Origin of the sequence: Variovorax sp. J22P240, from assembly GCF_030316855.1 — a bacterium.
Classification (GTDB): Bacteria; Pseudomonadota; Gammaproteobacteria; order Burkholderiales; family Burkholderiaceae_C; genus Variovorax.
In genome coordinates this window covers 19,680-43,339 of the sequence record NZ_JASZYR010000020.1, presented here as the reverse complement: position 1 = coordinate 43,339, position 23,660 = coordinate 19,680, and the positions used below count along the sequence as shown (strand labels likewise).

Below are 23,660 nucleotides of genomic sequence, written 5' to 3'. Positions count from 1 at the left end.
CTCACCGACCGCGATCGTCGAGCGAGCCGTCGCTCTTCAGATACACGCCATCGCTGAGGTAGACGTCTTCGCCCGAGTCGCCCAGTCCCAGCTCGTCGTAGAGATTGCCGTCAGCTCCGCTGCTTCGTCTCTCGATAGGACCCAAGTGCCGGAAGAAGCTTTCCGCCACTCGATAGGCATCGGACAGGTACTCGCAGGTGCTCCCAAAATTCACGTAGGCCCGACCGCTGCTGTCTTGCTCCGCGGAATGCTTGAACCCGAATTCTTCACAGACCTTGATAGCCGCGTCCATCAGCTCGCGCTGATTCCAGTACGCGACGATGCGTCCGGAATCCTCGTCGGCCGTTGCGGTCATCATCGAGTAGGCCCCCTCGCTACCGGCAAATCGCAGGAAGACGACGCCCTCCCGTACGACGATGAAGTGCTCCTTACTGTCGAAATTCGCCTTATCACTTTTCCGGATGTCAAACATACCCGTGCGCTGGTGGTTGGATGAAGCCACAAAGCATACAGGGCGCAGATTGCTCCACGCCGTCAGGGTTGTCGCCGCCCTGTTCTCAGGGTCGCCACTTAGGATGGTGGTCCATGAAGAGCGAGCACTGCGGACGAGGAAAAGAGCCGCGTGCGAGATCTCTTGCCGCGGGGCGCAAGTCCGAGAAAGGGTCAACATGCCCTCGATCTCGCCGGTCGAGACCAAGCAAGTACGCCACGACGAATACCGTAATGAGATCAAGCTCATCGTGTGGCAATAGCTGCGGAGTGAGACCGCAGCTTGGTTTGCTACGCCGAGGGCAGGCCGTTCTTCAGGAGGTCTCGGGCGATGACCCAGCGGTGGACCTCACTGGGGCCTTCGACGATTCGAAGCACACGCGCAGAGCGCGCGATGTACTCGAGCGGCAGCTCCTTGGACAAGCCCATGCCGCCAAACAACTGGATGGCGCGGTCGACGACTCGTTGAATGAGTTCGGTGGCTTGCACCTTCACCATGGAGCCATCTCGGCGGAAATCCTTCGCGCCTTGGTCGATCTTCCAAGCGAGCTGATAGACCTGCAGACGCACCATCTCAAGCTCCTGCCAGCTATCTGCAATCATCCATTGAATGGCCTGCCGATCCGCGAGGATCTGGCCGAAGGTCTTCCGCGTGTTTGCTTGCTCAATCATCATCTGCAGGCAGCGCTCGGCAAGGCCCAGACAACGGGACGCGATGTCCAGGCGCCGCACGCCCAGGCGGTTGGTGATGGGAACAAACGCATTGCCCACTTCCCCGAGGACCTGGCCGTCGTCCAGTTCCACGTTGTCGAAGAACACTTGATACGGGTGATACTCCCCAATCATCGGGTAGGAGGTTGGGATGCTCACGCCTGGGTGGTCGCGATCCACGAGGAATGCTGTCATGCCTCCTCTTGAGCCCTTGGATGGATCGGTAACGGCCACCACAATCATGAAGTGGGAGCGCCTTGCGTTGCTGATCCACATCTTGGCGCCATTGATCACCCACTTCCCGTTGCGTCGCTCGGCGCGGGTGCGGATTCCCGCCGCATCCGAACCCGCTCCCTCCTCGGACAGGGCAATACAACTCTTCTTTTCTCCGCGGACATAGGGCATCAGATATTTGTCGATCTGAGCTCCCTTGCATTGCTCCTTCAGCAAGTAGAGGTTCGGACTGTCTGGCGGAGGCACGAATGGGATGATCGAGTGCTTGAGCTGCTCAGTCACCACGCACTTTGCGAGCATGCCGAAGGCTTGGCCACCGAATTCTTCAGGAACATCGATCCCCCAAAGGCCGATCGATCGAGCCTTCTCTTGCAGGGCATGTTCGACCTCCGGCGGCAACAGCGGATCGTCCTTCATACCCCTCTCGGATTCGCGTCGAATCACGAGGCTCTCCAGGGGCTTGAGTTCTCTTTCGGTGAACTCGCGCACGGTGTCGCGAATCATCCTTGTTGTTTCCGGCATCTCAAAGTTCATCTGCGCTTTCCTTCTCTACCATGTTCCATAAAGTGGACAGACTGCTCGCGTCCGACATGGACAATCATAGGAACAATGACGCTAGACTTGGCGCCAGAGACAGGCAAAAGGAGTCCATCAGATGAGACAAGAAGAGAGCGGGTCCGCGGCACGCGGAGGAGGGGGCAGCCAGGTGGTACAGCGAGTTGCACTACTGATGCGCCTGGTTGCTGCCTCGCAGCGCTCGGGCCTGCGCCTTGCGGACCTCTATCGCACCGCCCAGCTCGAGAGACCGACGGCCCATCGTCTACTGCAGGCGCTGGTCGCGGAACGGCTGCTGCGGCAAGACGGCCAGAATCGTCGCTATTTTCTGGGTCCCGCGATGTACGAAATGGGTTTGGCGGCGTCTCCACAGCTCGCATTGCGAGACATTTGCCATCCGCAGTTGGAGCGCATCGCTCAGCTCACCGGCGATACTGTCTTCCTCACAGAGCGCTCTGGTCTGGATGGCGTATGCATTGATAGGGCCGAAGGCAACGCACCAATCAAGGCGTACGTTCTCGACGTCGGCAAGCGTAGACCACTGACCGTGGGAGGAGGCTCGTGCGCGATCCTCAGCGCGATGGACAACGTCGAATTCGACAGAGTCTGCCGCAGCAATCTTGAACGCACCCTGAAGCGGTTTCCGCGGTACTCCGAGACCTCGCTTCGCAGGAACGTTGCGCGAGCACGCATGCTCGGTTACGTCTACAGCAAGGTGATCGAGTTGCCCGACGTGCGAACGGTCGCCGTAGCTATTCGTGATCCAGGCGGGTCTCCCATCGCGGCGGTCAGTGTGTCAACTGTGTCAAGTCGGATGCCGGAGGCACGCGCAGAAGAAGTTGCTGAGGTGCTGCGTAGAGCAGTCGATGCTATCCAGGCTGCGCTGATTGAAAGAGAGCAGGCGCCTCTTGCAAAGACTCAGCGCCCCGAGGTAGGCGTCTCCGGAGGGCGCCAGCCAAAGAACTCCGGTCTGTAGCGCCGAACCGGCTCACCGTCGAATGCCCATCCCAGGCACTCGCCAAGCGGGGCCTTTGGTGTTGCCATCACCTTCTCAGGAATGCCCGCGAGCCGACGCTGATGCATCCGGTATCGGCCAACCGTCTGGAAGGCAGCAGTTCCCATCCCGAAGAGCAGCTCTCGCAAATGAGTACAGCCGGCCTCGCCTCCCATCGTCTCCGCAATCACCTTGCGCCAACCCGACTTGATCGAGCGCCCAATCAGCTTCTCAAGTGGAGCCTTGGCCTGTTGACACTCTCCAAAAGGGGTTGCCTCCATCTCGGCGGATACCTCTCGAATGACAAAATCATCATCGATGGTCAAGCGGATCTTCATCTTGTGAATGGGATCGCCCGCGGCAAGGGGGCCACGTTCGGTGGCCATCTGGTCGTACCCCTTCGTGTCCAAGAGTGAGCCCTCAATGTCCCACAGCTCATCCTTGCGAAGGAAGGTTCGGTAGGACACGTCTCGCAGGTGAATGGGCACCCTGGTATAGCCTTGAGCAGCCATTGAGTTACTCCAATGTGATGTTCTTGGCCTTGATCACCGCAGACCACCGGCCCTTGTCCTCAGCCAGGATCTGGTCGAACTGAGACGGCTTGTGAGGTGCGGGAACGAGGTAGCCCTCGCCGAGGAAGCGTTCCTTGTAGCCAGGATCAGAAAGTGCATAGTTGGCCGCATCATTCAAGACTGCCAGAACTTCAGGCGGAGTGGATTTGCGGGCCACCATGCCATACCTCACCATCGCCTCCAGGCCCGGGTAGCCGGCATCTTTCAGCGTCGGAACGTTGGGAAGAACATTCACAGGCTCCTTGGTGACAAGAGCGAGGGCTTTGAGCTTTCCTGATTTCACGTAGGGCAACGAGGAGCCCACGATTCCAAACATTACCTGCACTTGACCTCCGAGCAACGCTTGGATTGCCGGAGCGCCCCCCGTATAGGGGACGTGTGTCATGTCGATGCCCGTACCCTGTGCGAACATCTCGCCTGCGAGATGAAATGCTCCTCCCGTGCCTGTGGAACTGTAGTTCAGCTTCCCTGGGTGCGCCTTCCCATAGGCTATGAACTCCTGAAGGTTGTTGACCGGTAGCGAGGCGTTCACGAGCAGGACCAACGGAACGTTTGCAGCCAAGGCCACCGCGGCGAAGTCCCGATCCGCGTTGTAACCCAGCTTCTTGTAAAGCAGGCCGTTCAATACAAGTGCCGAGTCCGACGCAAAGAAGAGCGTGTACCCGTCGGCCGGAGCATTGGCGACTGCTTGTGCCGCAATCGCTGCGTTTGCGCCTGGCTTGTTTTCCACAACGATCGGCTGATTCAAGCGTTTTGCCATCAACTGAGCCATGTAGCGAGCAATGGTGTCAACTGATGCGCCAGGATTGAACGGAACGATCATCCTGATCGGGCGAGTCGGAAAATCTTGTGCGCTGACCGAGCTCATGGCTACCGCGGACATTGCCAGCGTAGCTAGCACTCTGGTGAATTGCTTTCGGTTCATTGACTTCAGTTGCTTACGGTTAATTTGAGGTCACAGAGTTCAGCATCCGTGCTAGACGTTCGGTTTTGTCGTCCATCCAGCCATCGGCATTGCAGTTGAACGTTCGTAGCGCCTCCTGCAGTACCGCGTCAGTGGCACGCTGGGTTAGTTGAAGCCCGGTGAGACGTCTACTGGGCCCATACATGCTGAGGGCCACCTCGACTGCATCGGCGACGTGATCCAATGACTCGTCCTTCGCGCCCAGCAGTCGACCAAGGTCCGAAACTGCTTCTGGACAGAGGTCGCCAAATGCGCGAATGGCTGCTCCGGTGACCGCCAGCGTCACTTCGGACTGGCTTGGTCCTAGACCTCTGTTGAATAGGCCCTGTGCGAGCATGTAGGTCGCCCGACTGATGGCGTGCATGCGAATCACGCTGCCGGCGGCCGCACCTAGCGGGGCACCTCCGTCATCTTCGTCTCGGGTGCGAAGCATTGCAGCGGCACACAGTTCGGCCCGCACTGTCCAATCGGTGGGGTCATCGATGCGGCTGGCAGCATTGCGTGCAATCTCCCAGCACTGCCTTCGGCTGGCGAGGACGAGCGGATTGGCGGCGGACGAGCCGGCAAGACCCATCGATGCCCACCAATACTCCATCCCAGCGGAAGAGCGCACAAGGCTAGGCGGCGCAGTCAGAAGGGCCTGCGCGTCCCAAAAGACAGCTTGCGGTCGAGTCTTCGGGTCGAAGAACTCCAACTGCCGGTCCGCGTCGACATCGCGAATCGACGCCCCCGAGCGGTTCTGGCTGCTTGTGGCCGCGGTGAGCACGTTGTAGATCGGCACCTTAGGAGCCCGGAGCTTGGTACCGACCGCCCTCCCGTCAACGTACTGAGTGGCCAGGTCTTCAAGTGCTCCAGCCTCTCCTAGGCGAATCGCAACTACCCTCGCGGCCTTCGTCACACTCCCTGCGCCTATCGCAATCAAGGCATCAGCTTCAAGTCGCTGCGCATAGGCAGCAGCAGCCTCGACCTCACTTCGAGGCGCCCCTGCGGAGATCTCGGCAAAAACGCCAGCGACCCGGCCATCGGCCATTGCAAGAACGTCGTTTACCAACGAAGACTTTTCTCGGATAGTGCGACCGCAAACGATCACAGCTCGCCGTGCCTGCGAGCGCGCAAGCTCAGACGGCAAATTCGCCAGTGCGCCCTGGCCGCTGTAGATTCGCAGGGCGTGGCTCGTAGCGCGGAACGTGTGCTTGTAGTGCATTCAAAGTCGCCTTCGGCACTACTCCGGCTTGATGTCCGCTGCCTTGATCACGGTCTCCCACTTCTTTGATTCGGCCTTGATCGTGTCGCCCATTTGTTTGGCGGAGCCTCCATCAACGATGTAGCCCTGCTCCTGCAAGCGCGATGCGTTCTCCTTCAATGCCTTCACGATTGAAGCGTGTAGCTTTTGAATGATCGGCTCGGCAACTCCCGATGGGGCCACAAAACCATACCAGGTATCGGAGTTGTAGCCATTCACGCCGCTCTCGCTCACGGTCGGCACATCAGGCAGATTTGGATCTCGCTTGTCGCTACCCACGGCAATCGCTCGAATCTTTCCGGCCTTGATCTGCGGCAGCGCCGAAGGCACCTGAACGAACATGAGTTGCACCTGCCCAGCCAGTAGGTCATTCATCGCAGGGGCACCTCCCTTGTACGGGATATGCAGCATGCTCACATTCGCCATCGACTTGAACAGTTCTCCGGCCAAGTGCTGGGAGGTGCCGGTTCCAGCGGAGCCGTAATTCAGCTTGCCGGGATTCGCCTTCGCGTACGCGAGAAGGTCCTGAACATTTCGCACTCGCAGCGACGGATGCACCACCGTAACGATTGGCATGCGGACTGCAATGGTCAACGGCGTGAAGTCCTTGATCGGGTCGTACGGCAGCCTCGGATAGATGTGCTGGTTCATTGTCACGATACCTGCAGAGGTCAGCAGGAACGTGTACCCATCGGGTGCGGCGCGGGCGACTTGCTCGGCAGCAAGAATGCCACCCGCGCCGGGTTTGTTCTCGACGATGACAGGTTGCCCCAAGTCCTTGGACATCGATTGCGCGACTGTTCTGGCGAGCAGGTCGGTACTTGCGCCTGCAGCGAAGGGCGCGATCAGTCGAATGGGCTTGGTTGGAAAGTCTTGAGCGTTCGACGCAGAGGCGACGGCAAGGCAAAAAGAAGCGACGGCCATGTGCATGCACTGCCTACGGCGCGGATTGAAGGTCACTTGAGGCTCCTGGAAATGATTGACTCAAGTTTCTGGTAGCCGGCGCGCGCTGGGAACTGGGTCGAGACATGAATACGTCCATATAGCGAGATTCGAAGGGAGGCCAGCCGATCGAAGGTCGTCCTGTGCATTCTCACTATATGGACGCTATTGACCCGCGGACAGATTGTTTTGAGCAGTGCCCGAACCTACGATCGACGCCAAGATGACGTTAGACGTAATGCAACCCCAACTCGGTCCCTTGGCGGGAATTCGAGTCCTCGATTTGTCCGGTGGCGCCGAACAGTATTGTGGCAAGCTGTTCGCGCAACTTGGCGCAGATGTTCTGCTCGTAGAGCCGCTTGCTGGCTCCAGCCAGCGCAGAGAGGCCCCGTTCATCGATGGGAGCGCCCATCCGGAAACGAGCCTGTCTTTCGCCTACTTCAACCAAGGAAAGCGCGGCATCGCACTGGATCTGGATTCCGGTGCGGGTCAGGACGTTCTGCTGAAGCTTGCAGGCGGGGCTGACCTGGTGATCGAAAGCGAGCGTCCAGGGCTGATGACAGAGCGAGGCCTCGACGCAAAATCGTTGTCGCAGACCAATCCATCGCTCTTGGTCACCAGCATCACTCCCTTTGGTCAGGAGGGGCCCTACGCGCAGTTCGAAGGTGGAGACCTTGTCACATTGGCGTTCGGCGGACTGCTGTCGCTCGGTGGCTATCCCGAAATGGCTCCCACCGCGCCCTACGGAAATCAGGCCATCTTGTCTGCTGCTCAATTCGCCGCAGTTGCGTCAATGATGGCCCTATGGGAAGTCGAGGGACAGTCGGAGCCGAGGACCGGCCAGCATATCGACGTCTCCATCCAGGAAAGCGTCGCTATGGCGCTCGAGAACGCAGTGCAGTTCGTGGAGCTCGAGGGCTCTATCCGAAAGCGTAACGGCGGCGAGCAGCGCCAGGCGGGGACCGGTGTCTTCCCCTGCGGTGACGGGATGATCTACCTGATGGCCGGCGGCGTTGCATCCAACAAGTTCTGGAAGACAACCGCCAACTGGCTCGTGGAAACCGGGGCGGCCGGCGCCGAGGAGCTCTTGAACGACCGTTGGTTCGATCATGCGTTCCTCCAAACAGCGGAAGCCAAGCAGCTCTTCGCTGGCATCTTCCTTCCCTATGCAGCAACGCGCACCAAGGCTGAGCTCTATGAAGAGGGGCAACGGCGCCGCATTCCGATCTGCCCAGTCAGCACGACTGCCGACCTGCTGCAGAACCGGCAGCTGACGCATCGGCAGTTCTTTGAGGAGACGGTTCACCCGCATTCCGGGCGCTCATTCTTCGTCCCCGGAGCTCCGTATCGACTGAGCCAGTCTCCGTGGACGCTCGGGCGTCCCGCGCCTCAACTGGGCGAACACACCCATGAAGTTCTGGCGGAGCTTGGCCTGTCGAACGAGCAGCAGGCAGTTCTTTTGCGTGAGGGAGTGATCGCGTGAGCAAGTTTCCACTAGCCGGCATTACGGTTGCTGATTTCACCTGGATTGGTGCCGGGTCGTACACAACGAAGATCCTTGCGGACTTCGGTGCAGACGTCATCAAGATCGAGAGCACCGAGCGCATCGACACCCTGCGAGATGCCAAGCCATTCCAAGGCGGCATCCGAGGCCTCAATCGAAGCGGGTACTTCGCTGATCGCAACTCCAGCAAGCGCAGTGTCACGCTCAACTTGAAGTCCGAGGAAGGACGGAAGCTCGCACGCGAAATCATCGCCAAGAGCGACGTCGTTGCCAACAATTTCACCCCCGGCACGATGGAGAAGTTTGGCCTCGGGTATGAAGCGGTTCGCGAGTTCAAGAAGGACCTCGTCTACATCTCGATGTCCATGCATGGTCAAACCGGGCCGGAGTCCAAGTACCTGGGGTACGGTTTGACCATGGGCGCAGTCACCGGCCTGCATCATCTGTGCGGCCGCCCGGAACTTGATCCGGCGGGTACGGGCACCAACTTCCCGGACCACGTGCCCAATCCGGCGCATTCGGCCTTTGCCATCCTCGCTGCCTTGCGTCACCGTCGCCGAACTGGCGTGGGACAGTTCATCGACGTCGCTCAGATCGAGCCCACCATCGCCCTCTTGGGACCGGCAGTCCTCAACTACACGGCCAACGGCGTCGTTGCCGGCCGCGTCGGCAATCAGCACATCACGGCTGCTCCACATGGCGTGTACCCGACACGTGGCGAGGATCGCTGGATTGCGATTTCCGCGCCTACGGAAGCGGCTTGGTCGGCGTTGACCAAAGTGCTGGAGCATCCCGCCCTGGGGCAGGACGCCAGGTTCCGCACATCTGTCGGCCGGTGGGAGCACCGAGAAGCGCTCGACGCGCTGCTTTCCACTATCACGGCGGGCCATGACGCTGAACCCTTGGCAATGCAGCTGCAGCACAGTGGCGTTGCTGCCGCGCCGGTCCACGACGCCGCAGATGTCCTGCGGGACCCGCAGCTGCAGGCGCGCGGCCACTGGGTCTACCTCGAGCATCCAGAGATGGGCCGTACCGTCTACAACGCGTTGCCGTTCCGGATGTCGCGGACGCCGGGGTATCCCAATCGTCCCGCGCCTCTTCTCGGTGAACACACTGACGAGGTACTCAAGTCGATGCTTGGGTTGAAGCCCAACGAGATCGAGGCGCTGAGATCGCAGGGAGCTCTGCAATGACCACTCCGGTGAGCGCTGCCCGACTCATAGGGGAGTTCGTATCCACGTTTCGGCTGGGGAGCCCGCCCCAGCAGATCGTGGAAGCTGTTGGCCGGGTTCTGCTGGATACCTACTCGGTAGCCGTTGCTGGCAGGACCGAGGATGCCTACACGCTTGCTCTGCGCTATGCGCGTTCCGGTGCGCTCGCCGCGCCTGGCCGCGCTGCGCGGGACTGGGGCTCTGGTGAGGTGCTGCCAGTAGAAATGGCCGCCCTGACAAATGCGGTCGCAGGGCACGTCCTCGACTACGACGATGTCACGTCGCCGCTGCGGGGTCACCCGAGCGTTGCGATGATTCCTGCGCTCATCGGGCTCGCTGAGGCCATGGACGCCGACGGTACAGAGTTCATCGCTGCCTACGTCGCTGGATTCGAGGTGATCTGCAAGCTGGCGAGAGCCATCGCGGTCAAGCACTACGCCCAAGGGTGGCACTCGACCTCGAGCATCGGGGTAATCGGTGCAGCGGTCGCGTGCGCAAGGTTGCTCGGGCTCGATGCGCAACGGACTACTCATGCCGTCGGCCTGGCGGTCGCTCAGGCCTCCGGCTGCCGCGCGAACTTTGGTACCCACGCAAAGTCATTCCAGGCTGCACATAGCAACGCGGCCGGCCTGCGTGCAGCTCTCTTGGCCGCCGAGGGGTTCGACGCAGCCGAAGCCGCTCTGGATGGGCCGTTCGGGTACATGGAACTCTACGCCCACAATGAAGAGCTGCTTCCCCAGCTCCAAGCGCTGGGGCAACACCCGCTTGAGATCGTCACCAGCGGAATTGAGGTCAAGAAATATCCGCTTTGCTACGCGACCCATCTGACGCTCGACGGCGTGCTCGACCTCCGGGCCAGCCACCAGGTGACGCTGGCGGATGTGGAGTCGGTACATATCCGTGCGAGTGCAGGTGCCTTGACGCCGCTGATTCACCTGCGCCCACAGACTGGTCTGGAAGCCAAGTTCAGCATGCAGTACGCCGTGACAGCGGCTCTGCTGGACGGATCAGTGACATTGTCGAGTTTCACGGACGAGGCCGTGCGCCGTCCCGACGCGCAGGCGTTCTTCTCTCGCGTCACGACTGACGACAAGCACGACGGACCGACGTTCCCTCGCTGGTCAGAGATCGAGATTGCCTTGCGCGGCGGCCAGCGGCTCGAGAAGCGCGTCGATGTTCTCCGTGGATCGGCCCGCGCTCCGCTCACCTCGCAGGAGCTTGAGACCAAGGTCCGAGACTGCTTCTCATGGGGCGGTGCCGCGCTTGACGTCGACCAAGTGATCAAGGGTGCGCTGTCGCTTGATCAGGTATCGATGCGTCGTTGGCTCGACCTCGCCATTCCCAAGAATCACTGAAGGAGACAGAAATGTCGTTGCTCTACGAAAAGCGTGGAGGCGTGGCCATCGTCACGTTGAACCGTCCCGAAGCCATGAACTCGATTGACCCGGAGACGCGGGCCGAACTGCGGGATGCCTGGCGTCGAGCCGCGCAGGATTCGGAAGTAAGGTGCATCGTCCTCACGGGCAGCGGCGAGAAAGCCTTCTGCACGGGTTCGGATCTGAAGAAGACCATGCCCCCCAAGGAAAGCACTGCTCAGTTGGCGTTCGGCCAGGTCGATTCGAACCATCTGCTTGCAGGCATGGACATCGACACGCCGTTCATCTGCGCCATCAACGGGTATGCGATGGGGGGCGGCATGGAGCTGGCGCTGGCCTGCGACGTTCGCATCGCCTCTGACAACGCGCAGTTCGCGCTATCCGAAGTTCGCATCGGAAGCATTCCTGGCGCGGGTGGAACCCAGAACCTGCCCAGGCTGATAGGCCGAAGCGACGCGATGTTGATGCTGCTTACGGGCGAGCGCTTTGACGCACAGGAGGCCCTGCGCATGGGCTTGGTCAGCAAGGTCGTGCCTCAAGCGCAGTTGCTCGACACAGCATTGACGATCGCCGACCGCATCGCGCAGAACGCGCCGCTGTCCGTGAGAGCCGTGAAGCGACTCGTTCGTGATGGCTCGTCCCTGCCCCTCGACCAGGCCATCGCAATGGAGAGCTACGTGTTCAGCATGTTGAGAGACACGGAAGACCGCATTGAAGGCAGGCGTGCGTTCCAAGAGAAGCGCCCACCTGTCTACCGAGGACGCTAAGGAGAACTGAAGGACCATGACCAACACATTGAAAGACAAAATTGCCATCGTTGGCGTCGGAGCGACGGCACAAGGCAAGCTCCCGGGCTCTACCCCTATTACGCTCGGAACCGAAGCCTTCAAACGTGCGCTAGATGACGCCGGTTTGCACAAGGATCAGATCGACGGCTTGCTGACCATGCCCGGCACCACCTCGCCGGAAGCTTCGCTGAACTACCTGAGGATGGGCGAGACCTTGGGAATCGATCCAAAGTACACGGGCAGCATGACGATGGGCGGAGGCACGTGCGGCGCCCTGATCCAGAACGCAGCGATGGCGATCGAATCCGGGATGGCCGACTACGTTGCCTGCGTCTTTGCCGATACGGCACGTACCGGCAACTATCGGTTCTCGCGCGCCTCTGGCTGGGGCGATTCCTGGGGCATCTGGGGGATGTTCGGTGCTGCCGCAAACAGTGCCATCGCGGCAAGCCGGCATATGGCGCTGTATGGGACCACCAGTCGCCACCTTGGCAATGTCGCGGTCGCATGCCGGAAGCACGCTTCCATGAACCCGAACGCTGTGATGCGCGACCCCATCACCATCGATGACCACCAGAACTCTCGCTGGGTTGTCGAGCCGTTCCATCTGCTCGATTGCTGTTTGATCAGCGACGGTGGTGTGTGTGTGATTTTGACGTCGGCCGAGCGCGCCAAAGATCTGAAGCAAAAGCCCGTTCTGATCTCCGGCATGGGCCAGGCCTACACCACACAGAACATGGAGCGGGAGAACTGGTGGTACGTACCTCACCAGAAGGATGCCTTGGACCGCGCATTCGCAATGGCCGGCATGAGCGCCAAAGACATTGATGTCGCCCAGCTCTATGACAACTTCTCCATGAGCGTGATTCTCTGGCTGGAGCACGCCGGATTCTGCGGCGTGGGCGAAGGCGGTCCGTTCACCGAAGGTGGTCGGATCCAACTGGGTGGGCAGCTCCCCGTCAATACGGCCGGCGGGAACCTTTCGGAGTCGTACATGGAAGGCTGGCTCCATGTCGTCGAAGGCGTCCGACAAATGCGAGGTGAGTGCGGTGATCGCCAGGTGAAGGACGCGGAGACCTGCCTGGTGACCGGCCGCGGCATGACGCTCAACTGCTCGAACGCAATGATCTTGTGCCCCGCCTGAGGAGATTCACCAATGACTGAAACCTTGAACTACTCGAAGCCGCTTCCGTCCCTCGAGGCAAGCAACAAGCCCTTCTGGGACGCCGCGCGCTCCGGCAAGCTGGCACTGCAACACTGCGCCGATTGCGAGAAAGTACGGTACCCCATCAATCACGTCTGCCCGCATTGCCTTAGCGACCGGTTCGAATGGAAGGCAGTGTCTGGGCGAGGCACTGTCTACTCCAGCATCGTCTTCCACCAGGTCTACAACCAGGCGTTTGCAGGTGACGTACCATACAACGTCTCCTTGATCCAGCTCGAAGAGGGGCCCCGAATGATCAGCAATGTGGTCGGGCTCCCTCCCAGTGAGGTCAAAGTTGGCGACCGGGTGCAGGTGGTCTTCGATCCGGTGACCCCGGAGATCTCGATCCCTCGCTTCCAACGCGCCGGCTAAGGAACGCGCAGTGTCACGCGAAAAACTTCCCTTTGTGCTGATGCGCGGAGGCACAAGCAAGGGCGTCTTTCTCAAGGAGGAGGACGTGCCTTCCGACAGGGCGAAGTTGACAGACCTGCTACTCGACCTGTTCGGCAGCCCGGATCGCCGTCAAATTGATGGCCTCGGCGGGGCCGACAAGCTGACCAGCAAGGCGGCAATCATCGGACCGCCGAGTCGAGGGGGTACCGATGTCGACTATCTGTTTGGCCAAGTAGGGACTGTCCGTCCTGAGGTGGACTACAACCTGAACTGCGGGAATTTGACCGCCGCGGTGGGCGTTTACGCGATTGAAGAAGGATTCGTGGCACCCGTGGAAGGGACGACCGTCGTCCGAGTTCACACGGTCAACACCAATCGCGTCGTTCGCGTTGAAGTTCCGGTGAAGCAGGGCAGGCCCGTCACGGTGGGCAATGCACAAATTGGTGGAGTTCCAGGTACAGGGGCTCCCATTTCACTCGACTTTGCCGAGGCAGTGGGATCAATCACGGGAACGCTGCTCCCTACCGGCAATGTTTTGGATCTCCTGGACGTGCCAGGCGTGGGCCACGTTGAAGCCTCCATCGTTGACGGTCCGAACTTGGCCGTTTACGTTCATCACTCATCGCTCGGAATGAGTGGCGTCGAATCTCCCGATGAAATCGATTCGAACGAAGAGCTCAAGGCGCGCATGGACGCGATTCGAAAGGTCGTGGCCTATCGCTGTGGACTGCGCGAATACTGGGACAGTCGGCTGGCACCGTCGACGCCAATGCTCATCGTCCTGAGCGGTCCCCAGTCCTATCGCACTTGCACCCAGAGTGACTTGGTAGCTGCCGAGAGCTTCGATCTCGTCGTGCGCCAGTACGCTTCGGGCTCGGCCAGCAAGACTCTTGCAGGAACACTGACGGCGACAACTGGCGTTGCATGCCGGCTGCCAGGCAGTCTTCCCCACCGGCTGATCGCAGCCAACGATGCACGCCGCGGGGGTACGACGTTGACCTTCGGGCACCCCTCCGGGGTCATCAACGTAGACGCGGACCTCGAGTCGGCCGGTTTCAAGGTCCGGAGGCTCGTAGTAATTCGAACCGCACGAAGACTCGCGGAAGGCAGTGCGTTCTTGAAAAGACCTTTCTGAGCTGAAGCGGCCGTAGCCTGTGGACGCCACCCAGTGCGCGTCACGTGCAGACTGAATGCGCAGTGACCGGCGAGTCTGCCGCCAAGACGCCGCGCCTCCCTCAATCAATGCTCCTCGTAGGGGAGTACCCCACCGATAACGAGTTGAAGCGCGTCAAGCGCTGGTAGCAACATTCATGTCCGAAGCAATTTCATCGAGCCTCAAACGGCCCAATCTGCTGCAGCAAGCCTGCCTCATCGACGGTGCATGGGTTCGCGCCGATGAGGGCGAGACCCTGGACGTTGTCGATCCGGCGACTGCTGGTCTGCTTGCACGGGTTCCGCGAATGGGGCGCATGGAAACGGAGCGGGCGATTGCAGGGGCAGCGGAGGCGATGCAGGCATGGAGCGGCCGTACGGCTCGTGAACGTGCCCAGGTGCTGCGCCGGTGGTCAGATCTCATGCTCGCAAACCAAGAGGACCTAGCCAAGCTCATGACACTGGAGCAGGGCAAGCCTCTGGCCGAGTCACGCAGTGAGATTGCGTATGCGGCGTCCTTTCTTGAGTGGTTCGGCGAGGAGGCCAAGCGCGCGGATGGCGAGCTTCTTCAACCGCAGCGCTCTGGCCAGCGCATTGCGGTGATCAAGCAGCCCGTTGGGGTTTGCGCTGCCATTACGCCATGGAATTTTCCTGCGGCCATGATCACCCGCAAGGTGGGGCCGGCCCTTGCAGCTGGTTGCACCATTGTGGTCAAGCCGGCAGAACTCACGCCGCTGAGTGCATTTGCGCTCGGAGTTCTCGCCCTCGAAGCCGGCGTTCCGCCTGGAGTTCTGCAGATTCTCACGGGTGATGCGGCAGCTATTGGTCGTGCGCTTTGCAGAAGTGAAACCGTTCGAAAGCTCAGCTTTACGGGTTCGACCGGTGTGGGGCAGCTACTCATGCAGCAGTGCGCCCCCACGGTGAAGAAGCTCTCGCTCGAGCTCGGCGGCAACGCACCATTGCTCGTTTTCGATGACGCAGACTTGGAGACTGCGGTGGAAGGCATCCTCGCATCCAAGTTCCGAAACACCGGTCAGACCTGCGTGTGCGCGAATCGGATCTATGTGCAGGATGGTATTCACGATGCTCTGGTTGAGCGTTTGACGGAACGTGTGCGTGCGCTAGCCGTTGGTCCCGGATTGGAAGCTGGCGTGGCACAGGGGCCACTGATCGACGAGAGAGCGGTAGCGAAGGTCCAAGCGCACGTCGACGATGCACTCGCGGGCGGCGCGAAACTGCGTACCGGTGGCGGCCCTCATCCCGCGGGTGGGAACTTCTACTTGCCAACCGTCCTGAGCGGCGTAACCCATGACATGCGCGTCGCGCGTGAGGAAACGTTTGGTCCGCTTGCCCCGGTCTTCACCTTCGGAACCGAGGAGCAAGCGATTGCCATGGCCAACTCGACTGAGTTCGGTCTGGCGGCGTACCTTTTCACTGAAGATCGTCGCCGCATCTGGCGCGTCAGTGAGCAGCTGGAGTGCGGCATGGTGGGGGTGAATACGGGTCTCATTTCCAATGAGGTAGCCCCCTTTGGAGGCGTCAAGCAATCGGGGCTTGGACGCGAAGGCTCGCGCCATGGTCTGGATGAGTATCTGGAGTTGAAGTACCTGTGCATGCAAGACTGAAGCAGGCAGAGGTCAGAGTGAGGCAGCTGCGAGGATTGATGTTCCGCGACCTCAAAGAGTTCCGTTCTTGAATTCAGGAGTCAACCTATGAAGGTATTGGTGGCAGTCAAGCGCGTGATCGACGCGAACGTGAAGGTTCAAGTGAAGGGCGATGGCTCCGGCGTGGACATCGCCAACGTCAAGATGAGCATGAACCCCTTCGACGAGATCGCGGTCGAAGAGGCGGTGCGCCTGAAGGAAAAGGGCGTGGTCACCGAGATCGTCGCGGTCTCCTGCGGCGAGGCCAAGTGCCAGGAGACGCTGCGCACGGCCATGGCCATCGGCGCCGACCGAGCCATCCTGGTGGAAACCACCGAGGAGCTGCAGCCTCTGGCGGTGGCCAAGCTTCTGAAGGCCCTGGTCGAGAAGGAACAGCCGTCGCTGGTCATCCTGGGCAAGCAGGCCATCGATGACGACGCCAACCAGACCGGCCAGATGCTTGCGGCACTGGCGGATCTGCCGCAAGCGACTTTCGCCAGCAAGGTCGAAGTCTCGGGCGACAAGGTCAACGTGACCCGTGAAGTCGACGGCGGCCTGGAAACCATCTCGCTGGGCCTGCCCGCGGTCATCACCACCGACCTGCGCCTGAACGAGCCGCGCTACGTGACCTTGCCCAACATCATGAAGGCCAAGAAGAAACAGCTCGACACCGTGAAGCCCGAGGACCTCGGGGTGGACGTCAAGCCGCGCCTGAAGACCCTGAAGGTCTCCGAGCCTCCGAAGCGCGGCGCCGGCATCAAGGTGCCCGATGTCGCCACGCTGGTGGACAAGCTGAAGAACGAAGCCAAGGTGATCTGAGGCCAAAAGAAGGAAGACACGACATGACCGTACTTGTTATTGCCGAACACGACCACGCCACGCTCAAGCCGGCGACCCTGAACACCGTGACCGCAGGGATTGCCTGTGCCAGCGGCGATGTCCACGTGCTGGTCGCTGGCGCCAATGCCGCCGAAGCCGGCAACGCCGCTGCACAAGTGGCAGGCGTTGCCAAGGTGATCGTGGCCGACAGCCCATCTCTCGCTGAGAACCTCGCCGAGAACGTCGCCGCCCAAGTCCTGGCGATCGCCAAGAACTACAGCCACATCCTGTTCCCGGCCACGGCCAACGGCAAGAACGTCGCCCCGCGCGTGGCCGCCAAGCTGGATGTCGCGCAGATCAGCGACATCACCAAGGTCGTCTCCGTCGACACCTTCGAGCGGCCCATCTACGCAGGCAACGCCATCGCCACGGTGCAAAGCGCCGACAAGGTGAAGGTGATCACCGCGCGTACCACCGGCTTCGGCGCTGCGGCCAAGGAAGGCGGCAGCGCCTCGGTGGAAAACGCCGCTGGCGTGGCCGACTCGGGCAAGAGCGCCTTCGTGGGCCGTGAAGTGACCAAGAGCGAACGCCCTGAGCTGACGGCCGCCAAGATAATCGTCTCCGGTGGCCGGGCGCTGGGCAGCGCCGAGAAGTTCCAGGAAGTGATGGCGCCGCTGGCCGACAAGCTGGGTGCCGGCCTGGGTGCCAGCCGCGCCGCGGTGGACGCGGGCTACGCCCCCAACGACTGGCAAGTGGGCCAGACGGGCAAGATCGTGGCCCCGCACCTGTACATCGCTGCGGGCATCTCGGGTGCCATCCAGCATCTGGCCGGAATGAAGGATTCGAAGGTGATCGTGGCGATCAACAAGGATCCGGAAGCGCCGATCTTCTCGGTGGCCGACTACGGCCTGGAAGCCGACCTGTTCACGGCCGTTCCGGAACTGGCTCGCGCGATCTAGGGTATGAGTGCGTCGGCAGTCCTGGTACTGCCGATGCATTCGTTCGGTCCTGCGGTCTTTCCAGGTCATTCAGTCTGCAGTCGCGACATCCGGTGAGAGCGTAGGTGCTGCGCAACAAGGGCTACGGCCTGTCGGTTGGTACCGCGATTGCGCCAAGCCAACCAAATCTGCGCGCTGGGTAGTTGCCACTCCGGTAGTAGCCGTTGTAATCGACCGGCGGCGGCGTAGATCCCAAGCTCAAGCTCGCCCAGCTTGCGTACGACCAGATCTTCTGGCTGATCGTGTCGCTGCAACGCTGATCTCACAAGGATGGCCGCATTGCAGTGCGGATTCAACCGGTCGATGCAACACATTCGCTGAACATCTCAGCGGGTGTATGGAAGCCGAGCGTTTTGCGCGGCCTCTCGTTCAATTGTCTCGCGATCGCGTTGAGTTGAAGCTGTGAGAACCCTGAGATGTCCATGCCCTTCGGCATGTACTGCCTGAGCAATCCATTCGTGTTCTCGTTGGTGCCGCGCTGCCAGGGATTCTGAGGATCGCAGAAGAAGACCTGGATGTCGGTTGCCAAAGTGAACTGCTTGTGGCCTGCCATCTCCTTGCCTCGATCCCAGGTGAGTGACTTGTAGAGCTCCTGCGGCAGCTTGCGAGCATTCTTGACCAGCGCGTTGACGACCGTCTCCGTGTCTTTGCCGTCGACCTTCACCAGCATCACGTAACGTGTCTGACGCTCAACCAGCGTGGCGATCTGGCTGTTGGAGCTTCCGAACAGCAAGTCGCCTTCCCAGTGGCCAGGAACCGCTCGATCTTCAACCGTGGCCGGGCGCTCGCTGATCGAGACGGCGTCAACGATTCTTCCGTGGGTGTCGGTCTTCTGCGAATACTGGCGTGAGCGTCGCATGCCTCGCGTTCGTCTCAGGTGCTGCAGCAATTCCTTCTTCAAGGCCCCGCGGGCTTGAATGAACAGGCTGCGGTAGATGGTCTCGTGTGACACGTGGCAGGTCTCGTCGCAAGGGTAGGTGTGTTTGAGCCACCCCGCAATCTGCTCCGGAGACCATTGCAGGCGAAGTTTGCCCGTGACGATGCGCGCCAAGACCCGGTTCTCGGCCAGCTTGCAGCGCTTGGGCCGACGAGCCCGGTCCCAGGCTGCCTGGTCGGCCTGGGTCGCCCGATAGCATTCTGGACCACCATTGCGCTTGATCTCGCGGCTGATGGTGGAGGGAGCTCGCCCGAGGATCACCGCGATCGAGCGAATCGAGAAGCCAGCCACCATGGCACGCGAGATCTCTTCGCGCTCGGCCAGCGTCAGTGCCTTCGGTGAACGGCTTCGCTCCGGCGGCTGAATGCCGCCGGTGCGCGACAGAATTCCCTGTACCGACGTGTGCGGTCGATTGAACAGCTGAGCGATCTGATGGAGGGTCCATCCCGGCCTCCATCGTTCCCACATCAATGCCTTCTGGCTGTCTGTGTAGTAGGTTCGCGTCCGGTACGCCATCTGCAACACTCCTTGTGCCTACGGCAGTTTTCAGGGTGTTGCATCGACCGGTTGAATGCGCAAGCGAAAGCGGTCTTTGCGTTGGACATATCGTTGTGTCTGCTCGCCGTCAGTCTGCAGACGTGATGGCCATCTTGGAGCCAATAACCGACGCACTGTGTGCTAGGGCACGCCGAGCACTCGCTTCGCCGCGCCAACATCGCGAGGTGTCGAAGCCCTCCGTGAATCCTTCGTACAGCGGCTGCAACACTGCGCGTTGCATCGTCGGACCGCCCCTCGGTTGACACTGGCCTTCCGTCGACAGGCGGGAGGCCTTTTGATTTCGACGTGACGCTGTTTGCAACGGTCGGCGTACAAGGCTGCGCAGGGCGTTGATCAGATATCGGACTGCGCAGCGGCAGCGTTAACGTCCTGTGCCGCAGTGGACAGCTTCATGTCCTTGAGCATCACCATGCTGGTGTTGCTGCTGTACGCCTTGACGATCATGACGCTGTCGCCACCCTTGGCCCAGGTGTACTCCTGAATATGCGGCTTGGACATTGAAGCATTCGGCTCGCCGAACTTCAATTTGATCGCGTTCGCGACCTCAGTCGGTCGGTCAAAACCAGCCGCGCCGACTGATGCGATCTTGCCTTGATAGGTACTGATCACGAAGGCCTTGACCGGCTTGCCAGCCAGCGTCTCAGTATCGCTTTCGTAGGTGATCATCGCGCCGTCAGTCTTCGTGCGGAAACCCTTCGGTGCGGCGGTCAGTTCGGCGCCGAGCGCATAGCCCTTCAATTCATAGACGGCCGGAAGAGTAGCGGCCTTGTACGCCTGTTGGGCCTGGTACATCGCATTTCCCGGAACACCAATCGACAGATGGTTGGCAAGGTTCGCATTGCCGGGCATGAAAATCGCGTCGTACGCGTCAGCCTTCCAGCGCAGCATGCGCCCGCCGTTCGTCTCGCTTGGCTTGCCGAAGTTCGCGACCACGTCTTGCGGTGCAGCGATGCGCTTGGCACCCATCCTATTGATCTTGCCCTCGAACAGCGACAGCGTGAATTGCTCGACCGACTGGCCGCCGATCAATTGGGTGGCGCTCGTGCAAACGGTCACCACGCCGGTCGTCTTCGACTCGAAGTCGGCCGGGCACGCTGCCATCGGGGCGCCGAGCGTGAAGCCGCCCAGTTCGATGGGCGAGGTCTGAGCGGAGGCGCCAAAGGCGGCGAAAGCAAAAAGGGAGCCGGTAGCGAGTTTCTTGAACATGATGAATCTCCTAAAGTCGTATGGGTCGCGGGCGTGGTGCGCGAATCGGGCGAGCGGTGAGGCCGTCCGCATAGACCTCATTCAGCCCCTTGCGGGATCGCCTTCAGATGTTTGAAGCGTGTCTCGCTCAAGCCGGCAAGGTTGCCGGGCACGTTGGAAGCAATTTGGACAGTGGCGCGAGCGAGCGCGCTTTAAGGATTGGGCAGAGACGGTCTTTCCTGCGTGGCGGCCCGACCGACGCTTGACCTGTTCGACCGCGAATGCGGCGTCACACCCTAGGATGGATTGTATACAAAATGCTAACATATCAACACCATTCCGCTCACTCACACATAGAGAATGGCGTGCGAAAGATCACGATTTGTCCGGTTTCAAGCCCAGCGCCGCCGCCGGGCGCAGGGCCGGGGTTCTTCTCTCATCGCCGCGCCAGTGCGCGATACGTGCGAAGAGGAATGCGCGTCTTGGGTGCGGCCCATCGGACCATGACGAGCTCAATGACTTTGCGACGGTTGTCGGAGGTGTCTGTAAGGCGCGCATGCCGCAGCAACTCCGGAAGGCGCTCTGCGATCTCCATCGCAACGCCATCCAACTCTGGTCGCCCGGTCATGATGGCGTCGGCAAGCCGGCAACGCGACGGCAACAGGCGTCGGGGATGCGCCACGGGAAACCGACCGTTAACGCCCATGCTCGGCTCTGCAATCGACCTTTGGACGAAAGAGGTCTAGTCTCGCCGCGCCGTGAGGCATCGCCGCCTCTTTTCCCGGGACTTGTGTCCACGCGCAAGATGCCGCTCAGGCCAAGATCCTGAGGCCGTCAACAGGGCACGGAGGAGGAGGCGTCCGAGTGCGTCGATGGCATGACTGCACAGCGGCAGCTTGCAGTCGTTCATTTCTATCGGGCTGAAGGTCGGCTATCGCTGTGGACCAGCCGCGCGACGGTCGATGCTGACCGACTGCGTTGGGCCCGGAATCGCCGTCAAGAGGGCAACCGGGAAATGCCGTTCCGCAGCGAAAGCCGCCCTTCCCACCTTGCGACGCGAACGCCCGCAGTCCGGCGCTTTCCCGTCTTACCCGTAGCCCCAACCCCGGTTGCTAAGGTCAAAGGTCAAATGAGGGCAGCCCAATGCGGGCGCTCGCCCTTCCATTGCTTCAGGCCATACCTTGCGCCCCCTCATACGCAAGGCGGGGCATAGCGAGGCGACCATGGAAAAAGTAGCGAACCACAAGACCGTGGGCAGCATCTGGACCACCGTCGATGAACACAAGACCCGTGCAGAGATTCGAGCGGCCGTGGAGGCGATCCATCCCGCGCTGAAGTTGTCATTTGTGGAGCCCTGAAGGGGGCCGCTAGGAATTCCCGATTTGCTTCGCGATATACGGCAACACCAATGGCCCCACCGTAGTCGCAAGGCTCCAAGCGCCCTCACCCGCCTTCCGAATCTTGTCGAGACTGTCGCAGACCTCGGCCGTCTTCCTAATGGCCTGGGCAGCTCGTGCGACCACGCTTTTTGCTTCTGGCGTTGCCTTCGCACTCTCTGCCTCGACTCTAGCCCCTGAAACCGTCCAAGCCCCGGCAACCGTATGCAAAGCGTCATGCAGGGGCCTACTGCCTTGCACCGCGTAGAGCCGTAGGGCTGCACGGATCGCGTCCACTTGCTTCTGCACGAACTCGCGGAGGAACGGCGACATGGCGGCATCTTTCAGTCCTACTTCCAGCGCCTCTAGTTCGGCTTTCAAGCCCTGCATGTCGTCGCCCGGCATCACATCCTCGTCCTCCTCGCGGAGAATCCAAGCGCCCCACAGAAACGCCTGGCGACACTCGGGCGGCTGAACGTTGCCCCTCAACGAGTTCCAACCGGTGTGCAAACGCGCAGGCGCAGCAACATCCTTGAGCCGCATGAATCCGGGATCGGTCAACTCGAGGGGCACACCATGCTCGCTGAGGCGCAAGCGGGCGTAGTCAATCTCGCCCCGCAATCCAATGAGGCAGGCTGTCAGGTCATCTTCGATGGTGGCCTTGTCGTAGTTGAAATCAAAGACACGCGCCCACACGCGAACCATAGGCTGTTCCTCATTGCTGCTGACAAGGTTGTCATAGATGGCGAGCAGGCGGGATGCGGGATTCATGTCGATTGCAATAGCTGTGGAGGCAGGCATTGTGCCCCGCCCCTTCTTCGAATATCTTCAGACCTCTCACCATGAGCAACAGCGGACGGCATCACTGAGCGGCTGACCAACCTATGCGGAAAGCGCACCTCTGATGCCTGTCGTGATGAGCTGTATGGGGCCTTGGCCGCGCGATGCAATCAGCATCATGAATCCGAGGACCATGAGCCACTTGTGGAAGCTGTACTTGATGTGCATCGCTCGCTCGCGTTCCTTGACCTGCTTTTTGGCCTTCGCCAACCCCGCCTCACGACCTTGGATGGCCTCAGCAATGGGCACGGGCCCATCCTCGAATTGAACAAGCTGCTGGCCGTTCCCTTGGGCTTCTCGCATGTCCGCAAGCTCCTTCGCGATCTGCGCCTCTGCGGTGTGCGACTTGTACAGCGGCGGAATCCATTCCATTCGCCAGAGACCGACAAGGCCCGAGAGCAGCAGCGCTACCCAGCCTGAGAATTCCAGAAGGTCTGGCCAGCTGCCTGCACCGAGCTTCGCAGTCTGGATGGCCAGTCCGAGGATCGTGAAGACAAGAGCAAGCAGGTACAGCTCAAACTTTTCTTGCAGGCTTCTGGCGTATTCAAGGTCTGACATCGTGTAGGGTCCTAGGTCACCGAATATGGGCGGCAGAGCATATTCCAGCAGCGATCCGACAGGCACCGCCGTGAAGATCACGGATCGAGCGCTCCGATTGGTCGCTGAGGCCGGGGCGGACGTAGCCCTGTGAGTCTCGGCGCCTCCTGGTGGCATGCACTTCCCAGCCACTGATTTTTTGTTCCTGGGTCTCCTGGTGACGCCAGGGCCTCCCAGGGCCTCCCGGGGCCTCCCTTGCTGCTACGGGAAGCGCTGGCGCGATCCCGGGACCTCAGGTGCACCTGGGCCTGACCGTGCCTTCTACGCAGGGGCATTGGCCTACGAGGTCCCTGCGGGGCCGCCGGACTTGAGGTTCTCGCGAGAAAAGTCTTCGGTACGCCAAATAGTCCCGACCTCATGCCGACACCACGGCCT

Annotated in this window: 22 protein-coding genes; 12 read left to right on the top strand and 10 right to left on the bottom strand. The window is 60.8% G+C overall.

Annotated features, from left to right (window positions below; genetic code table 11):
* Position 1 precedes the first annotated feature (1 nt).
* Both QTI24_RS28515 and QTI24_RS28510 read right to left on the bottom strand, forming a co-directional pair.
* Positions 2-472 carry a hypothetical protein gene (locus QTI24_RS28515; RefSeq protein WP_286605071.1) on the bottom strand — a complete coding sequence of 157 codons (471 nt, stop codon included), beginning with the start codon at positions 470-472 and terminating at the stop codon, positions 2-4.
* 308 nt (positions 473-780) lie between these two features.
* Complete coding sequence (locus tag QTI24_RS28510) at positions 781-1,968, bottom strand: acyl-CoA dehydrogenase family protein (RefSeq protein ID WP_286605069.1); 1,188 nt, start codon at positions 1,966-1,968, stop codon at positions 781-783.
* Positions 1,969-2,089: 121 nt separating this feature from the next.
* Between QTI24_RS28510 and QTI24_RS28505 the strand changes: the two genes are divergently transcribed.
* Entirely contained in the window at positions 2,090-2,965 is an 876-nt protein-coding gene (locus QTI24_RS28505; RefSeq protein ID WP_286605067.1) for an IclR family transcriptional regulator, read from the top strand.
* Here QTI24_RS28505 and QTI24_RS28500 read toward each other — a convergent pair.
* The 4 genes from QTI24_RS28500 to QTI24_RS28485 are packed head-to-tail and all read right to left on the bottom strand — an operon-like array spanning position 2,908 to position 6,722.
* Positions 2,908-3,495, bottom strand: a complete 588-nt coding sequence (locus QTI24_RS28500; protein WP_286605065.1) for a DUF2889 domain-containing protein — start codon at positions 3,493-3,495, stop codon at positions 2,908-2,910. The genes QTI24_RS28505 and QTI24_RS28500 overlap by 58 nt on opposite strands.
* Positions 3,496-3,499: 4 nt before the next feature.
* A complete protein-coding gene (locus QTI24_RS28495) occupies positions 3,500-4,480 on the bottom strand; it encodes a Bug family tripartite tricarboxylate transporter substrate binding protein (protein ID WP_286605063.1) in 981 nt (326 codons plus the stop codon).
* A gap of 19 nt (positions 4,481-4,499) precedes the next feature.
* Entirely contained in the window at positions 4,500-5,723 is a 1,224-nt protein-coding gene (locus tag QTI24_RS28490; protein WP_286605061.1) for an iron-containing alcohol dehydrogenase, read from the bottom strand.
* An 18-nt stretch (positions 5,724-5,741) separates the two neighbouring features.
* Complete coding sequence (locus tag QTI24_RS28485) at positions 5,742-6,722, bottom strand: Bug family tripartite tricarboxylate transporter substrate binding protein (RefSeq protein WP_286605059.1); 981 nt, start codon at positions 6,720-6,722, stop codon at positions 5,742-5,744.
* A gap of 220 nt (positions 6,723-6,942) precedes the next feature.
* On the opposite strand from QTI24_RS28485, the gene QTI24_RS28480 reads away from it, so the two are divergent.
* From QTI24_RS28480 to QTI24_RS28435, 10 genes are all read left to right on the top strand, one after another.
* Positions 6,943-8,187, top strand: a complete 1,245-nt coding sequence (locus QTI24_RS28480) for a CaiB/BaiF CoA transferase family protein (RefSeq protein ID WP_286605056.1) — start codon at positions 6,943-6,945, stop codon at positions 8,185-8,187.
* On the top strand, positions 8,184-9,401 hold the full coding sequence (locus QTI24_RS28475) for a CaiB/BaiF CoA transferase family protein (RefSeq protein WP_286605054.1): 1,218 nt from the start codon (positions 8,184-8,186) through the stop codon (positions 9,399-9,401). The genes QTI24_RS28480 and QTI24_RS28475 overlap by 4 nt, the downstream gene beginning before the upstream one ends.
* A complete protein-coding gene (locus QTI24_RS28470) occupies positions 9,398-10,774 on the top strand; it encodes an MmgE/PrpD family protein (protein WP_286605053.1) in 1,377 nt (458 codons plus the stop codon). Before QTI24_RS28475 ends, QTI24_RS28470 begins: the two co-directional genes overlap by 4 nt.
* A gap of 11 nt (positions 10,775-10,785) precedes the next feature.
* Positions 10,786-11,562 (top strand): enoyl-CoA hydratase/isomerase family protein, encoded by a 777-nt coding sequence (locus QTI24_RS28465; protein WP_286605051.1) that lies wholly within the window; start codon positions 10,786-10,788, stop codon positions 11,560-11,562.
* A gap of 16 nt (positions 11,563-11,578) precedes the next feature.
* Positions 11,579-12,727 (top strand): thiolase family protein, encoded by a 1,149-nt coding sequence (locus QTI24_RS28460; protein ID WP_286605049.1) that lies wholly within the window; start codon positions 11,579-11,581, stop codon positions 12,725-12,727.
* Between the two features lie 12 nt (positions 12,728-12,739).
* On the top strand, positions 12,740-13,159 hold the full coding sequence (locus QTI24_RS28455) for a Zn-ribbon domain-containing OB-fold protein (RefSeq protein WP_286605047.1): 420 nt from the start codon (positions 12,740-12,742) through the stop codon (positions 13,157-13,159).
* Between the two features lie 10 nt (positions 13,160-13,169).
* Entirely contained in the window at positions 13,170-14,315 is a 1,146-nt protein-coding gene (locus tag QTI24_RS28450) for a PrpF domain-containing protein (protein WP_286605045.1), read from the top strand.
* A 175-nt stretch (positions 14,316-14,490) separates the two neighbouring features.
* Positions 14,491-15,957: an NAD-dependent succinate-semialdehyde dehydrogenase gene (locus QTI24_RS28445; RefSeq protein ID WP_286605043.1), complete on the top strand. Its 1,467-nt coding sequence runs from the start codon at positions 14,491-14,493 to the stop codon at positions 15,955-15,957.
* 87 nt (positions 15,958-16,044) lie between these two features.
* Positions 16,045-16,794 (top strand): electron transfer flavoprotein subunit beta/FixA family protein, encoded by a 750-nt coding sequence (locus tag QTI24_RS28440; RefSeq protein WP_286605041.1) that lies wholly within the window; start codon positions 16,045-16,047, stop codon positions 16,792-16,794.
* A gap of 23 nt (positions 16,795-16,817) precedes the next feature.
* Positions 16,818-17,753 (top strand): electron transfer flavoprotein subunit alpha/FixB family protein, encoded by a 936-nt coding sequence (locus tag QTI24_RS28435; RefSeq protein WP_286605039.1) that lies wholly within the window; start codon positions 16,818-16,820, stop codon positions 17,751-17,753.
* Positions 17,754-18,084: 331 nt separating this feature from the next.
* Here QTI24_RS28435 and QTI24_RS28430 read toward each other — a convergent pair whose 3' ends face one another.
* Positions 18,085-19,245, bottom strand: coding sequence for an IS30 family transposase (locus QTI24_RS28430; protein ID WP_286605037.1), 1,161 nt, complete (start codon positions 19,243-19,245; stop codon positions 18,085-18,087).
* A gap of 375 nt (positions 19,246-19,620) precedes the next feature.
* Entirely contained in the window at positions 19,621-20,493 is an 873-nt protein-coding gene (locus tag QTI24_RS28425) for a hypothetical protein (protein WP_286605036.1), read from the bottom strand.
* Positions 20,494-21,695: 1,202 nt separating this feature from the next.
* Here QTI24_RS28425 and QTI24_RS28420 point away from each other — a divergent pair.
* On the top strand, positions 21,696-21,830 hold the full coding sequence (locus tag QTI24_RS28420) for a hypothetical protein (protein WP_286605034.1): 135 nt from the start codon (positions 21,696-21,698) through the stop codon (positions 21,828-21,830).
* 9 nt (positions 21,831-21,839) lie between these two features.
* On the opposite strand, the gene QTI24_RS28415 is transcribed toward QTI24_RS28420, so the two are convergent.
* On the bottom strand, positions 21,840-22,619 hold the full coding sequence (locus QTI24_RS28415) for a hypothetical protein (protein ID WP_286605033.1): 780 nt from the start codon (positions 22,617-22,619) through the stop codon (positions 21,840-21,842).
* A 111-nt stretch (positions 22,620-22,730) separates the two neighbouring features.
* Positions 22,731-23,327, bottom strand: coding sequence for a hypothetical protein (locus QTI24_RS28410; protein WP_286605032.1), 597 nt, complete (start codon positions 23,325-23,327; stop codon positions 22,731-22,733).
* Positions 23,328-23,660: the final 333 nt, after the last annotated feature.

Bases quoted from the DNA above. Each gene is read 5' to 3' on its own strand.
- QTI24_RS28515 (WP_286605071.1), bottom strand. From the start codon at position 472: ATGTTTGACATCCGGAAAAGTGATAAGGCGAATTTCGACAGTAAGGAG.
- QTI24_RS28510 (WP_286605069.1), bottom strand. From the start codon at position 1,968: ATGAACTTTGAGATGCCGGAAACAACAAGGATGATTCGCGACACCGTG.
- QTI24_RS28505 (WP_286605067.1), top strand. From the start codon at position 2,090: ATGAGACAAGAAGAGAGCGGGTCCGCGGCACGCGGAGGAGGGGGCAGC.
- QTI24_RS28500 (WP_286605065.1), bottom strand. From the start codon at position 3,495: ATGGCTGCTCAAGGCTATACCAGGGTGCCCATTCACCTGCGAGACGTG.
- QTI24_RS28495 (WP_286605063.1), bottom strand. From the start codon at position 4,480: ATGAACCGAAAGCAATTCACCAGAGTGCTAGCTACGCTGGCAATGTCC.
- QTI24_RS28490 (WP_286605061.1), bottom strand. From the start codon at position 5,723: ATGCACTACAAGCACACGTTCCGCGCTACGAGCCACGCCCTGCGAATC.
- QTI24_RS28480 (WP_286605056.1), top strand. From the start codon at position 6,943: ATGCAACCCCAACTCGGTCCCTTGGCGGGAATTCGAGTCCTCGATTTG.
- QTI24_RS28470 (WP_286605053.1), top strand. From the start codon at position 9,398: ATGACCACTCCGGTGAGCGCTGCCCGACTCATAGGGGAGTTCGTATCC.
- QTI24_RS28465 (WP_286605051.1), top strand. From the start codon at position 10,786: ATGTCGTTGCTCTACGAAAAGCGTGGAGGCGTGGCCATCGTCACGTTG.
- QTI24_RS28460 (WP_286605049.1), top strand. From the start codon at position 11,579: ATGACCAACACATTGAAAGACAAAATTGCCATCGTTGGCGTCGGAGCG.
- QTI24_RS28455 (WP_286605047.1), top strand. From the start codon at position 12,740: ATGACTGAAACCTTGAACTACTCGAAGCCGCTTCCGTCCCTCGAGGCA.
- QTI24_RS28445 (WP_286605043.1), top strand. From the start codon at position 14,491: ATGTCCGAAGCAATTTCATCGAGCCTCAAACGGCCCAATCTGCTGCAG.
- QTI24_RS28440 (WP_286605041.1), top strand. From the start codon at position 16,045: ATGAAGGTATTGGTGGCAGTCAAGCGCGTGATCGACGCGAACGTGAAG.
- QTI24_RS28435 (WP_286605039.1), top strand. From the start codon at position 16,818: ATGACCGTACTTGTTATTGCCGAACACGACCACGCCACGCTCAAGCCG.
- QTI24_RS28430 (WP_286605037.1), bottom strand. From the start codon at position 19,245: ATGGCGTACCGGACGCGAACCTACTACACAGACAGCCAGAAGGCATTG.
- QTI24_RS28425 (WP_286605036.1), bottom strand. From the start codon at position 20,493: ATGTTCAAGAAACTCGCTACCGGCTCCCTTTTTGCTTTCGCCGCCTTT.
- QTI24_RS28420 (WP_286605034.1), top strand. From the start codon at position 21,696: ATGGAAAAAGTAGCGAACCACAAGACCGTGGGCAGCATCTGGACCACC.
- QTI24_RS28415 (WP_286605033.1), bottom strand. From the start codon at position 22,619: ATGAATCCCGCATCCCGCCTGCTCGCCATCTATGACAACCTTGTCAGC.